12 protein-coding genes are annotated in these 13,385 nt (G+C 71.6%); 4 read left to right on the forward strand and 8 right to left on the reverse strand.

What is annotated here, in order from left to right; translation table 11 throughout:
* The first annotated feature begins 9 nt into the window (after positions 1-9).
* Both J8N05_RS14950 and J8N05_RS14955 read left to right on the forward strand, forming a co-directional pair.
* Positions 10-1,002: a small ribosomal subunit Rsm22 family protein gene (locus tag J8N05_RS14950; RefSeq protein WP_210883188.1), complete on the forward strand. Its 993-nt coding sequence runs from the start codon at positions 10-12 to the stop codon at positions 1,000-1,002.
* 246 nt (positions 1,003-1,248) lie between these two features.
* Positions 1,249-1,863, forward strand: coding sequence for a TetR/AcrR family transcriptional regulator (locus tag J8N05_RS14955; protein WP_210883189.1), 615 nt, complete (start codon positions 1,249-1,251; stop codon positions 1,861-1,863).
* Here the strand turns inward: J8N05_RS14955 and J8N05_RS14960 are convergent.
* Complete coding sequence (locus tag J8N05_RS14960; protein ID WP_210883190.1) at positions 1,842-2,735, reverse strand: glycerophosphodiester phosphodiesterase; 894 nt, start codon at positions 2,733-2,735, stop codon at positions 1,842-1,844. The genes J8N05_RS14955 and J8N05_RS14960 overlap by 22 nt on opposite strands.
* A gap of 169 nt (positions 2,736-2,904) precedes the next feature.
* Between J8N05_RS14960 and J8N05_RS14965 the strand changes: the two genes are divergently transcribed.
* Positions 2,905-3,636: a bifunctional DNA primase/polymerase gene (locus tag J8N05_RS14965; RefSeq protein ID WP_210883191.1), complete on the forward strand. Its 732-nt coding sequence runs from the start codon at positions 2,905-2,907 to the stop codon at positions 3,634-3,636.
* 174 nt (positions 3,637-3,810) lie between these two features.
* On the opposite strand, the gene J8N05_RS14970 is transcribed toward J8N05_RS14965, so the two are convergent.
* From J8N05_RS14970 to J8N05_RS15000, 7 genes are all read right to left on the reverse strand, one after another.
* The gene (locus tag J8N05_RS14970; protein WP_210883192.1) at positions 3,811-4,833 is read right to left on the reverse strand and encodes a hypothetical protein; all 1,023 of its coding nucleotides are present in this window, start codon (positions 4,831-4,833) and stop codon (positions 3,811-3,813) included.
* Between the two features lie 152 nt (positions 4,834-4,985).
* Entirely contained in the window at positions 4,986-5,834 is an 849-nt protein-coding gene (efeU, locus tag J8N05_RS14975; protein WP_210883194.1) for an iron uptake transporter permease EfeU, read from the reverse strand.
* 3 nt (positions 5,835-5,837) lie between these two features.
* Entirely contained in the window at positions 5,838-7,157 is a 1,320-nt protein-coding gene (efeB, locus tag J8N05_RS14980) for an iron uptake transporter deferrochelatase/peroxidase subunit (protein WP_210883195.1), read from the reverse strand.
* An 11-nt stretch (positions 7,158-7,168) separates the two neighbouring features.
* Positions 7,169-8,329: an iron uptake system protein EfeO gene (gene efeO / locus J8N05_RS14985; protein ID WP_210883196.1), complete on the reverse strand. Its 1,161-nt coding sequence runs from the start codon at positions 8,327-8,329 to the stop codon at positions 7,169-7,171.
* Between the two features lie 209 nt (positions 8,330-8,538).
* A complete protein-coding gene (locus J8N05_RS14990) occupies positions 8,539-9,375 on the reverse strand; it encodes a heme ABC transporter ATP-binding protein (protein ID WP_210883197.1) in 837 nt (278 codons plus the stop codon).
* On the reverse strand, positions 9,372-10,640 hold the full coding sequence (locus tag J8N05_RS14995) for a FecCD family ABC transporter permease (protein WP_407699909.1): 1,269 nt from the start codon (positions 10,638-10,640) through the stop codon (positions 9,372-9,374). Before J8N05_RS14995 ends, J8N05_RS14990 begins: the two co-directional genes overlap by 4 nt.
* A complete protein-coding gene (locus J8N05_RS15000; RefSeq protein WP_210883198.1) occupies positions 10,637-11,620 on the reverse strand; it encodes a heme/hemin ABC transporter substrate-binding protein in 984 nt (327 codons plus the stop codon). Before J8N05_RS15000 ends, J8N05_RS14995 begins: the two co-directional genes overlap by 4 nt.
* Positions 11,621-11,873: 253 nt before the next feature.
* On the opposite strand from J8N05_RS15000, the gene J8N05_RS15005 reads away from it, so the two are divergent.
* Positions 11,874-13,349, forward strand: a complete 1,476-nt coding sequence (locus tag J8N05_RS15005; protein ID WP_210883199.1) for an HtaA domain-containing protein — start codon at positions 11,874-11,876, stop codon at positions 13,347-13,349.
* Positions 13,350-13,385: the final 36 nt, after the last annotated feature.

A 13,385-nucleotide genomic window follows, 5' to 3' on the forward strand; every position in this document is an offset into this window, starting at 1 on the left:
ACTTCCCTCGTGACCGCCCCCGTTTCCCCAGCTGAGACCCTGCGCACGGCCCTCGCGGGCCTGCTCGACGGACTGCCGCCCAAGGTGGCCGCGCAGGCCGTCGACCGGCTGATCGCGAACTACCGGGGCACCACCCCGACCGACGCCCCGATCCTGCGCGACCGCGCGGACGTCGCCGCGTACGCCGCGTACCGGATGCCCGCGACCTTCGAAGCCGTACGATCCGCGCTCGCCGCCTTCGCGGACGTGGCGCCCGAGTGGACGCCGGGCAGCCATGTCGACGTCGGCGGCGGCACGGGCGCGGCGACCTGGGCCGTGCACGCCACCTGGCCCGGAGAGCGGCCGGTGACCGTGCTCGACTGGGCCGAGCCCGCGCTCGTCCTCGGCCGTGAACTCGCCTCCGCCAGCCCGCAGTTGCGGTCCGCCGAGTGGCGTCGCTCGCGGATCGGCGCGGAACTCGCCCTGCCGGACGCCGACCTCGTCACCGTGTCGTACGTCCTCGGCGAACTGACCGAGGCGGGCCGCGGCGCCGTCGTCGACGCCGCGGTGGCCGCCGCGCGCGCCGTCGTGATCATCGAGCCGGGGACGCCGGACGGGTACGCGCGCGTCATCGCGGCGCGGGACCGGCTGATCGGCGCCGGGTTCTCCGTCGCGGCGCCCTGTCCGCACAGCGGTGCCTGTCCGATCGTGCCGGGGGAGGACTGGTGCCACTTCTCCGCCCGGGTGAGCCGGTCCTCGCTGCACCGGCAGGTCAAGGGGGGTTCGCTGGCGTACGAGGACGAGAAGTTCAGCTATGTCGCCGCGACGCGGTTCCCGGTGGCTCCGGTCGCCGGGCGGGTGGTGCGGCGGCCGCAGATCCGTAAGGGGCAGGTGTTGCTGGATCTGTGCGAGGTGGGGGGTGGGCTGGGGCGGTCCACCGTGACGAAGCGGCACGGGTTCCTCTACAAGGAGGCGCGGGACGCGGCGTGGGGGGACGGGTGGCCCCCGGCTGAGCCCCGGTAGGGGCGTTTTTCCTCGCCCCCGCCGCCCCTACCCGTCCCGTCACTGACTCGGGGGCCAGCCCCCGAACCCCCGGTCCTCAAACGCCGGACGGGCTGAAAGACATCTTTCAGCCCGTCCGGCGTTTGAGGACAAAGGGGGGAGAGGGGGCGCAGCCCCCATGTGTGGACGGGAACGGGTAGGGGCGGCGGGGGCGAGGAAAACCCGTGGCGAGACGGGGCGTCTTGTCGTGCTGGTAGGTTCGGGTGCATGGCTCCCGACTCCAACCGGCGCAGCGAGAAATCCCGCCGCGCGATCTACGCCGCCGCCCTCACCCTCGTCGCAGAGGTCGGCTACCCCAAAACCACCATCGAGGCCATCGCAGCCCGCGCGGGCGTCGGCAAGCAGACCATCTACCGGTGGTGGTCGTCGAAGGCCGAGGTCCTCATGGAGGCCTTCGTCGACCTGGGCGCCCAGGCGGCGGAGGCGGCCGGGGGCGGGGACTGGGCGGAAACGGACGGCATCCCCGACACCGGGGACCTGGAGGCCGACCTCAAGACCGTCCTGCGCGCCACCGTCGACGAGCTGAACGACCCGCGCTACGAGGCCCCGGCCCGCGCGCTCGCCGCGGAGGGCGTGGGCAACCCCGCCTTCGCGAAGGAGTTCGTCGCCACCCTGCTCCTGCCCTCGCTGGAACTGTACGTACGACGCCTGCGGGCGGCCCAGGACGCGGGCCAGGTGCGCGCGGACGTGGACCCGTACATCGCGCGCGACCTGGTCGTCTCGCCCCTTGCCCAGCGCTGGCTCCAGGGCACCGGACCGCTCGACCACGCCGTCGCGGACAAGCTGGTCGAGTACGCCCTCTACGGCATCGCCCCTCGCTGACCCTGACCCTGACCGTGCTGACCCTGACGCCGGCCCCAGGGCCGGACCCGTACCCGGGCCAGCCGTCCCGGGGCGTCCGTGATGATCCCGTCGCAGCCGAGCGCGAGGGCGCGGTCGCGCTGCGCCGGGGTCACCACCGTGTGCGCCCACACCCGGGGGATGCCGGACCGCACGGCCCGTACGAGATCGCGGTCGCGGGCCTTGTGGTCGACGTCCAGGACGTCCACGAACGGCCGCCACCGCGCGGGCCGGTCGGTACGCATCTGGTGCGCCGAACGCCACAGCTGCGAGAGCAGGCCCAGACGGTGGGAGCGCAGGGCCACGGCGGGATGGTTGGAGTTGACCAGCACCGAACGGGTCAGACCGCGTTCCCTGAGCATGGCCGCGATGGCCCGCAGACTCCGCGGGTCCTTCGCCTCCAGCATCAGCACCACCCGCCCGCCGAACCGGTCCAGCACCTCGGCGAGCGTCGGCGGCCGTTCCGAGCGCCAGCTCCCGGGGAGGGTGTCCTTGGGGCGCAGCCGTACCCCCTGCCAGTCCCGCCGGTCGAGCGCGTGCACCGGGCCGCCCATGTAGGTCGTGCGGTTCAGGGTGGCGTCGTGCATGACCACCATCGTCCCGTCGCGCAGTATCCGGGTGTCCAGGTCGAGCACCTGGGCCGTCCCGCGCTCGTACGCCGTCATGAGGCCCGTCATGCTGTTCTCCGGCACTTCGCGGGCGCCGCCGCGGTGCGCCGTGTAGACGACGCGGGGCAGCGCCGACACCGTCAGGGGGCCGGGGCCCCATTCCAGCGGGGTGATCGCCCCGCTCTGTCCCACGAGAGCCAGTGACGTGAGACCGGCGATACCCGTCAGCGCAGTCCGTGTGACCATGCCGACACCGTAGGCGGGCATATCGTGTCAAAGTACGCAATGACACTCGATCACTGCCCCGGGCGGGCATCACCCCACCTACCCCGGATGTGGGCTCCGGCCCCCCGGAGCGCAGGATGGTGGGAGCATGAGGCATGCTGTCCGCACAACAGCCAGGCGAGGGCAATATATGAGCGCAGAGATGGGCCGCCGCTCCGGCGGGCAGGGCAGGATCTCCCAGTGGTTGCGCGGTCGGCGCCCACGGACGGACGCCGCGGACGACTCCGCGAGCCGTGAGGAACTGCTGCTGGCCGCCGCCGGAGCCGGGCTGCCGCTCGCGCCCGCCGCCCATCCCTCCGCGTACCGATGTTCCTGTGACCGCGTCGGGTGTCCGACCCCCGCGCGCCACCCCGTTTCCTTCGCCTGGCAGACGCAGTCGACGACCGACCGGGCGCAGATCGAGCGGTGGGCCCGGCATCAGCCGCTCGCCAACTTCATCACCGCGACCGGCATGGTGCACGACGTGCTGGACGTGCCCGTGGAGGCCGGGCAGGAGGCGCTGGAGCGGCTGCTCGGCTCCGGGATCGAGGTCGGGCCGGTCGCGCTGTCCGGGGACGACCGGATGCTCTTCTTCACCGCGACGCGCGGTACGCCCGAGGACGAGGACGAGTGGTGGCCGTGCGAGCTGGACTGCCATCCCGAGACGATGGACGAGCATCCGGGGCTTCGGTGGCACTGCCGGGGGTCGTACGTGCTGGTGCCTCCGGCTCGGTTGCCGGGGGAGCTGGTGGTGCAGTGGGTGCGGGGGCCCGAGTATCCGTTGCCGGATCCGCTGTCCTTGCTGGAAGTGTTGACGGATGAATGTGCTCGGTATGCGGGGGTTGAGCGGGAGCAGGTTGCGGCGTGGCCTTTGCGGGGGTGACTTCGGTGGGGGCCGGTTTTTGTCTGCGGGTGAGTGGGGGCTGGTCGCGCAGTTCCCCGCGCCCCTAAAAGACAAAAGACTGCGCCGTTCCCCGCGCCCCTTGGGGGCTGCGCCCCCGAAAGACAAAAGATTGCGCCGTTCCCCGCGCCCCTGACTGGGCGGACCCAGTAAGAGCTATTCGCCCTTTGCCGCCGTCAAGCCCTGGATTCGGCTCAGGAATTTCACCTTCTGGTCCGATGCCGACTTCGGGGGGTCCAGGACCGCCTGGTTGGAGATGGATTCCAGGGTCAGGGACTGTTTGGGGTCGCCGGTCATCAGGGCCTTCACATCGGCGTTGGTGACGTTGATCGGGACGCCCGGGGCCGCCGTCTGCTTCTGGTAGTGGCGGGTGGTGAAGAAGACGAGGGCGCCGCCGTCCGTCGTGCGCAGGCCGACCGGGGCGTAGTCGCCGGACGTCAGCGGCTCGTCGATGTACTGCTGGGCGAGCCCCGGACGCTCCGCGCTCTTCGCCCGGTCGGCGCGCCACTTCGTGGTGTGGGCACCGTCCGCGAAGGCGCTGCCGCCGTCCTTGAGGTACGACGCGTACTGCTGGGGGAGCTTCCCGGGGGCGACCGCCAGATCCGCCGCGTTCGCCGTGACCGGCTCGGCCCAGCCGTCCTCGTTCTTCTTGAACGTCGGTATCGCCTCGGCGGGGGAGATCGTCAGATACGCGACCTGCCACACCTCGTTCGCGTCGCCGCGGGTGAACACCATCAGCCAACGGTCCTCGGCGCGGCCCTTGTTGGCCTTCGAGTCGGTGACGAACCAGCGCGGCCAGCCGGCCTTCTCCGGGATCGTGAACTCGGTGTCGGTCAGCTTGAGCGGCACATAGTTGGCGTTGCCGCCCGGCTGGTTCTTGCCGCCGGCCTTCAGCTTCGCCCCGTCGATGTCCCCGAGGGCGCCGGTGACCCGGTCCGCGTCCAGGGACGGGTCGTTGGCGCCGTTCGCCTTGTTGTAGGCGGTGGTGAAGTCCCGCAGCGCACGTGCGGCCTCGCTCTTCGTGGCCCCGGGAAGGATCTCCCGCTCCCCGTGCACGACCACGCACCCGCTCGCCGTCACCGACAGCACGGTCACGGAGGCCGCCGTCAGCGCGCCACGGCCGAGTCCGCGAGGCCTGCGCGGCCCAGGAGACCTACGAGGGCTGCGATCCCTGCTCATCGAGTCCCTTCACCTTCCCCGTCCCGAATCCCGGTTCGGGATCGCGGTTCGCGATCCCGATTCCCGATCCCGGTTTCCCGGAGGCGAACCCTACCGGGGCCGGGAAGCGCCCGGGCGGCGGGATGACGTACCGCGCCCTCCGCGCGCCGGTCTCACGCCTCTTCGCGCACCGGTGCGGGCGATTCGGCCCCGCTTCTGCCGGACCGCGAGGGCGCCAGGAAGAACGCCAGCGTCGGCACCAGATAGAGGACCCATACGACGACCTGGACGACGGTCGGGTCGGGCTGGAAGTTGAACACGCCCTTCAGGAGGGTGCCGTACCAGCTGTCCGGGGGGATGGTCTCGCTGATGTCGAAGGCCTTGTTCGTCAGGCCCGGCAGGAAGTCGGCCTCCTGGAGGTCGTGCACGCCGTACGCGAGGACGCCCGCGGCCACGACGACCAGCATGCCGCCGGTCCAGGTGAAGAACTTGGCGAGGTTGATGCGGACCGTGCCCCGGTAGAAGAGGTAGCCGAGCACGACCGCGGTGAGGATGCCCAGCAGCACGCCGATCAGCGGGCCCTGGGTGCCGTCGTTGGAGGCGCGCACGGACGCCCACACGAACAGGGCCGTCTCCAGGCCTTCGCGGCCGACGGCCAGGAACGCGGTGGCGACCAGCGCGGCCGTGCCCATCTGCAGGGCCGTGTCGAGGCGGCCGTGCAGCTCGCTCTTCAGGTGGCGGGCGGTGCGGCGCATCCAGAAGACCATCCACGTCACCAGGCCGACCGCGATGATCGACAGGGAGCCGCCGAGTGCCTCCTGCGCCTCGAACGTCAGCTCCTGGGAGCCGAATTCGAGCGCGAACCCGAAGCCGAGGGCGAGGACGACGGCGACCGCGATGCCGGTCCAGATGGGCTTCAGGGCGTCCCGGCGGTCGGTCTTGACCAGGTAGGCGATGAGGATGCAGACGACGAGGCTGGCCTCAAGTCCTTCGCGCAGGCCGATCAGATAGTTGCCGAACACGGCCTACGCCTCCTTGGGATCGTTCGTACCGCCGGGGGTCCCGGCGAACAGGGTGCGGCCCCACCAGTCGTCCTTGTCGCGGACGCCCGGCGGGATCGCGAACACCGCCGAACCCACGTGCTGGATGTACTCGTTGAGCGCGTCGGCAGCCAGGCTGCGCTGCACCGGGATGAAGCCCTTGCGCACATCGCGCTGGTAGGCGAGGAAGAACAGGCCCGCGTCCAGGCGGCCCAGCCCGTCCGTGCCGTCGGTGAAGGAGTAGCCGCGGCGCAGGAGCGTGGCCCCGGCGTTGGTGTCGGGGTGCGCGAGCCGCACATGCGCGTCGGGCAGCATGGCTTTGAGGAAGGGCTCGTCGCGTTCCTTCGCCTTGCCGACGGGGGCCCCTTCGCCCTTGTCGCGGCCGAAGATGTCCTCCTGCTCCTGGAGGGAGGTGCGGTCCCAGGTCTCGATGTTCATGCGGATGCGCCGGGCGACGAGGTAGGAACCCCCGGCCATCCAGGCCGCGTCCGCGTCCTTGGCGTCTTCCACCCACACGAACTTCTTCAGGCGGTCGGTCTCGGTGCCGGCGATGTTGCGGGTGCCGTCCTTGAACCCCATGAGGTTACGGGGGGTCTGGGCGTCCGGGGTCGTCGAGGAGGTCTTGCCGAAGCCGAGCTGCGACCAGCGGATGACGACCTTGCCGAAGCCGATCCTGGCCAGGTTGCGGATCGCGTGCACGGCGATCTGCGGGTCGTCCGCGCAGGCCTGGATGCACAGGTCGCCGCCGCTGCGGTTCCTGTCGAGGTTGTCGCCGGCGAACTTCGGCAGGTCGACGAGGGCTTCGGGCCGCAGGCCGGCGAGGTCGAACTTCTCGAAGAGGGAGGGGCCGAAGCCGATGGTGAGGGTCAGCCGTGACGGGGTGAGGCCCAGCGCCTCCCCGGTGTCGTCCGGTGGCGCCTCGGCGAGACCGCCGTACGCGCCCTCGCCGACCGCCCGCCCGGCGGTCATCCGCCGGGCCGCCTCGGTCCAGTCCTTCAGCAGCTGGACGAACGCGGCCCGGTCGGTCGTCTTCACGTCGAAGGCGGCGAAGTGCAGCCGGTCCTGCACCGGGGTGGCGATGCCTGCCTGGTGGATGCCGTGGAAGGCGATCGCGCCGCCCGCCCCGGAGGCGGCCGGTTCGGTGTCGTCGACCGAGCGGGCCACGGCCACCGCGCCGCCGGCCGCGGCGGCCCCCAGCGCGAGCCCGGCGCCGCCCCAGCCGATCAGCGCGCGCCGGGACGGGGCGGTCGCGGCGGTGGGTGCCGGGGACGCGGGCTGCCCGGAGTGGACAGGCGTGTCGGTCATGGCCGGTCCTCCTACTTCTTCGCGACGACGGCGGCGGCGAGCTTGGACAGCGGCTCCGCGAGCGCGTTCACCGCGTCCGAGAGTTCCTTCTGGTCCGCCTCGGAGACCTTGTCGTAGGAGGTGAAGTCGTACGAGGTCGTGTCCTTGCGGTAGGTGTCCAGGAGGGTGTCGAGCGCGGCGAACTGCTTGTCCAGCTCGGTGACCAGTGCCGCGTCGTTCTCCTGGGCCACCGGCTTCAGGAGCTCGTAGGACTTCTCGGCGCCTTCGACGTTCGCCTTGAAGTCGACCAGGTCGGTGTGCGAGTAGCGTTCCTCCTCGCCGGTGACCTTGCCGGTGGCGACCTCGTCAAGGAGTTCCTTGGCGCCGTTGGCCATCGAGGTCGGGGTGATCTCCGCCTTGCCGACGCGGTTCTGCCAGTCGGTGAGGTCCTCGATCAGCCGGCCGGCCAGCTCGGAGTCCCGGTCGGTGAGCTTCTTGTCCTTCCACAGGGAGCGCTCCAGGCGGTGCCAGCCCGTCCAGTCCTTCTCCGGGTCCTGGCCCTCCTCCAGGCCGTCCTCGCGCACGTCGACCTTCGGGTCGATGTCCCCGAACGACTCGGCGACCGGCTCGGTGCGCTCCCAGCCGATCCGCGAGGTGGCGTACGCCTTCTTCGCGGCCTCGATGTCGCCGGCCTTGACGGCGTCCGCGAACACCTTGGCCTTGGGCAGGGTCTCGTCGGCCTGCTCCTGCGCGTACTGCCGGTAGGAGGCGACGGCAGCGTCCAGGCGCGGGTCGCGCTTGGTCGCCTTGCCGCCGCCTGTGACGGTGACGTCCTGCCGGATGCCCCTGCCCTTCATGCCGGGCTTGCAGGCGATGCGGTAGTCGCCCGCCTTCACCTCGGCGGTGACCTTCTGCCGGGTGCCGGGGCCGATGTTCTCGCGCTCGGTGACGATCCGGTCGTCGGGGAACAGCAGATACACCTCGGTGACCTTGGAGCCCTTGTTGGTCACGTCGAGCTGGACGTGCCCGGCCGGGAACTCCTTCTTCGACACCTCGCACTTGCTGTCCGTGGCCGTCACCTCGACGACGTGGTCGTCGCTCGACGCATCGCTCTTCTCGGTGCAGCCCGTGACAGCGGCCAGCGCCGCCGCGGTCGCGGCAGCGGTGACGACGGAGAGTCGGACGGCTCGCATACAGGCTCCAAGAGGGTCACGGACCGGGGGAAACGGATCACAGGAAAAGCACAGCGGCCCCACAGCGGCTCAGTGAGGCTGCCCTAACTTATCTGAGGCTTACCTGACTGAAAGCCGCCCGTCCAGTGATTCAGCTCTCATGGACGGCGTACGAGCACGGCGCGGTCACGGAGGCGCTATCCACCCCCCACGAAACGGTCAAAGACGGGTCAAGAACCCCTGACAGGAGCCACCATGACCCCGCCCGTGCGCGGGTGGGGGAACACCTCCACCGGCTGTTTGTAGACGTCCGAAAGCAGTCGGTCGGTGAAGACCTCCGAGGGCGCCCCGTCGGCCACCGCGCGCCCGGCGCACAGGATCACCACCCGGTGCGCGTACGCGGCGGCGAGACCCAGATCGTGCAACACCACGACCACCGCGTCCCCTTCGTGCGCCCTTTCGCGGCAGATCCGCAGCACCAGCTCCTGGTGTCTGAGGTCCAGTGCGGCCGTCGGCTCGTCGAGCAGCAGCAGCCGGGCCCGCTGGGCGAGCACCCGGGCGAGCGCGACCCTGGCCCGCTCGCCGCCGCTGAGCGCGGAGAAGGGCCGGCCCGCGAACGCGGTGACCTCGGTCGCCCGCATGGCCGACGCCACCGCCGCGTCGTCCTCGGCCTCCTCGGGCCGGCCCGCCCAGGGTGCCCGCCCCATCCGTACGACCTCCTCGACGGGGAAGGGGAAGGAGAGCGAGGCGGACTGGGGGAGCACCGCCCGGCGCAGGGCCAGTTCGTGCGCCGACCACTCGGACACCGGGCGCCCGTGGACCCGTACGAGGCCCTCGGCCGCCGGGAGGTCGGCGGCCAGCGCGCCCAACAGAGTCGATTTACCTGCCCCGTTGGGGCCGACGAGCGCCAGCACCTCACCGGCGCGGGCCTCTACGTCCACGCCGGACAGCACCTCGCGGGCGCCGAGCCGGACATGCAGGGCCTCGGCCCCGGCGAGCACGTCACCGGCGGCCACGGGTCCGGGCGCCGCGATCCCCGTACGGAGCCATCCTCCGCGCCTCCTCATGCCCAGCCTCCCTGCCTGCGACGGGTCCTGCGCAACAGCCAGAAGAAGAACGGGCTGCCGAAGAGAGCGGTCAGCACACCGAGCGGCAGCTCGGCGGGCTCGGCGACGGTACGCGCTGCCAGGTCGCCCGCGAGCAGCACGACCGCACCGCCCAGCGCGCTGCCGGGAACGAGGAAGCGGTGGCCGGGACCCGCGACCATCCGCAGCAGATGCGGCACGACGAGGCCCACGAAGCCGATGACCCCGGAGACGCTGACGGCGGCGGCCGTCAGCAGCGCGACGACCAGGACCAGCACGATACGAAGCCGTTCGACGTCCACGCCCAGATGCCGGGCCGGGCGCTCGCCGAGCGCCAGCAGGTCCAGCTTGCGTGCGTACAACGGGGCGACGGCGAGTCCGGCCACCGCGCACGGCAGGACCGCCAGCACCTTCGGCCAGGTCGCCTGGGAGAGCGAGCCGAGCTGCCAGAAGGTGATCTGGTTCACCGCGGCGGTGTCGGCCAGGAAGATGAACAGGCCGATCAGCGCGCCCGCGAAGGCGTTCACCGCGATTCCGGTGAGGATCAGCGTCACGACCTCGGTACGGCCGCCCGAGCGGGACGTCGAGTACACGAGCAGCGCGGTGCCGAGACCCGCGACGAAGGCGAAGACCGGGATCGTCCAGGTGCCCAGGAAGCTCAGACCGAGCGAGATCGCGGCGACCGCGCCGACCGCCGCGCCCGACGAGACGCCGATGACGCTCGGTTCGGCGAGCGGATTGCCGAACACGCCCTGCATCAGCGCGCCCGCGCAGCCCAGCGAGGCGCCGACGAGGAGCGCGAGCACGATCCGCGGGAACCGCACGTTCCACAGCACGGACTCGGGGACACGGGCCAGTTCGCCACCGCCGAGACCCATGCGGTGCGCGACGGAGGACAGGACGTCCCCGGGCGGGATCTCGTACGCGCCGAGCCCGGCGGAGGCGAGGGTGAGAAGAAGGAGGAGGGCGGCCAGCCCGGCCGTGAGCAGCCAGGGCACGCTGCGGCGGGGACGCGTGACACCGCCGCGGGCGAAGGCGGCGGGGGTGTCGGGAGCCGGGGCTTCGAGAGCCGGAGCCTCGGCGGCCGGGCTTTCGGTGGCCGGAGCCTCGGGAGCCGGGCTTTCGGGGGCCGCAGGTCCGGGGGCCGGAGCTTCGGAGGAAGGAGTCTCGGAAGGGGAGGTCCCGGCAGGGGGAGCTTCGGCGGGGTTCTCGGGGGCCCGGGACGCGGCCTTGTCGGTCACGCTCACTTCTCGTCCCCGTACAGCTGGGCGACGATGGACTTCAGTACGGCGTCCGTGCGGGGCCCGTAGTTGAGGAGTACGCCGTCCTCGATGGAGACGACCCGGCGGTCCATCCCGGCGGGGGTCTGCGCGACGCCGGGAATCTTGACCAGGCCGTCGATGCCGCCGACGGACTCAAGTCCCTTGGACATGACGAGGATCGCGTCGGGGGCCGCCTGGGCGAGGGCCTCCGTGGTGATCGCGGTGAAGTCCTTCTTCAGGCCCGACTCCGCGCCCGCGTCCACCGCGCCCGCCGCTTCGAGCAGCGAGGTGGCCCCCGAGCCCTTGCCCCCGATCAGATAGACGGACGCGGAGCCGCGGAGGTAGAGGAAGGCGACCCGCGGCGCGTCGGTCTTCTTCGGAACGTCCGCGCGCACGGCGGCGATCCGGTCCTCGGAGCGCTTCGTGAGCTCCTTGCCGGCGGCCGGTACGCCGAGGGCGCGGGCCACCGCCTCGATGCGCGGGCCCACGTCGTCGAGGCCCTGGGCCGGGTCGACGACGAGGACGGGTATGCCCGCGTCGCGGATCTGGCCCATCGCCTCGGCCGGCCCGGTGGTGGCCTCGGCGAGCACCAGATCGGGCTTGAGGGACAGCACGCTCTCCGCGGAGACGTCGTGGTTGCGGGTGACCACCGGCAGCTTCTCCGCCTGAGCGAAGGTGGCGGTGATGTCACGGGCGACGACCCGGTCGCCGAGGCCGAGGGTGAAGACGATCTCGCTGAGACTGCCGGAGAGCGGCACGATGCGTTCGGCGTCCTCGACCGTGACGTCGTGGCCGTCGGCCGACCGCACGGTGACCGGGAGCCTGGGCTCCGACGTGTCCGAGAGGGGCTCGACCCGATCGGCGGCGGCGCGGGCCTTCCCGCCCGGCTCGGGTGTCCCCTCGCTGGAGGCGCACCCCGCCACCACAAGCACCGCAAGCAGCGCACCCGCCACTCGTACACGCATGCGTCCCACGGTCGTGTGGTTCCTTTCGATCGGCCGAATCGGCAACTGGGCCCTGCGCGGGCGGGGCTGCGCCCGTCAAGGGCGCGGGGAACTGCGCGACGAGCCACGACGAACCGTCAGTCGAAAAACAACCCGCGGTCCCCGTATGTCTCATCCCGTGCTTCCCGTCCCGGCAGGGCATAGCTTAGGTTAGCCTTACCTTTCCCGCCAGGACGCAGCCGTATCCGGCCAGATCCCCCGCCCCGGAGGACACATGCCAGCCCGCCCGCCCCTACGCACCTACGTACCCCTGCTCTGCGCGGCAGTTGTCGCGGCGCTGCTCCCGGCCGGCCAGGCCCACGCGGCGAGCCGGACCGTGCAGGGCGGCCGACTGGACTGGGGCATCAAATCCTCCTTCCAGAGCTATGTCACCGGGCCGATAGCGAACGGCAGTTTCTCCCTCGCCGGGGGCGCGGCCACGGTCGGCGGCAGCCAGTTCCGCTTCCACTCGGCGACCGGCACGTACGACGGTTCCTCGGGTGCGTTCAACGCCGGCTTCTCCGGCGGTGTCCACTTCCTCGGGCACAAGGAGGACAACGGCACCTACCAGCTCGACCTGACGATCAGTCGCCCCACCGTCCGCCTCGCGGGCAACGGCGGCACCCTCTACGTCGACATCGTCAGCAAGGCGAAGGGCACCGGGGCGGTCACGTCGTCCTCGCAGGTGCCCTTCGCCTCCCTCTCCCTCGGCGGTATCGACATGAAGGGCGGCGGCAACGCCGTCCAGCTGAACAACCTGCCCGCCACGCTGACCGCCCAGGGCGCCAAGTCCTTCGCCGGCTACTACACGGCGGGCACCGCCCTCGACCCGGTCAGCCTCTCCGCGGACGTACAGGCCGCGGCTGCCGAACCGACCCGTACGCCGACCCCCTCGCCGACCGCGTCCACCTCCAAGCCGAAGGCGAAGAAGGAGACTTCGGGCCGGATCGAGAACGGCGCCGTGGACTGGGGGGTGCGCAGGACCTTCCGCGAGTACGTCACCGGCGCCATCGCGCAGGGCGAGTGGAAGCTCAGCGACGGCGCCCAGGACGGCGGCGCGCTCTTCCGCTTCCCCGAGGGCTCGGGCACGTACGACGAGAAGAAGGGGACCCTCGACGCGGCCTTCACCGGAGCCGTCCGCTTCACCGGCGAGCAGGGCCTCGACCTGAAGCTCGGCGGGATCCGGGCCAAGGTCACGGACGACGGCAAGGGCACGCTGTACGCCGATGTCACGAGCGCTGACGTCACGAGCGGCGGCAAGACGGGGACGGACACGCGGAAGAAGGTGCCGCTGGTCACCTTCACCGCCAAGGACCTCAAGGCCGAGGACGGGCTCGCCCAGGTCACCGAGGCCCCCGCGAAGCTCACCGCCAAGGGCGCCGAGGCCTTCGGCGGGATGTACAAGGCGGGCACGGAGATGGACCCGGTGTCCCTCGCCGTCGCCCTGACCGCCCAGGCCGAACTGCCCGCCCTGCCCGACCTGGGCAGCGCGGAGTCGGCCACGCCCGAGGCCGCGGCGGCCGAACCGAAGAAGGCCGAGCCGAAGACCGAGGCCGCCGCGAGCGAATCGGACGTCCCCGTCCTGCCCATCGGCCTCGCGGTCGCCTCCCTGGCCGCGATCGCCGCGGCCTTCCTGATCATCCGCAGGCGCCGTACGCCGCAGACCGCCACCGCCACCGCCGCGACCCCGGACGCCCCCGACGAGAACTGAACTTCTGCGCCCTGTCCGCGAGTTGCGCGGACTCCC

This window comes from Streptomyces liliiviolaceus (assembly GCF_018070025.1).
Taxonomy (GTDB): domain Bacteria; phylum Actinomycetota; class Actinomycetes; order Streptomycetales; family Streptomycetaceae; genus Streptomyces; species Streptomyces liliiviolaceus.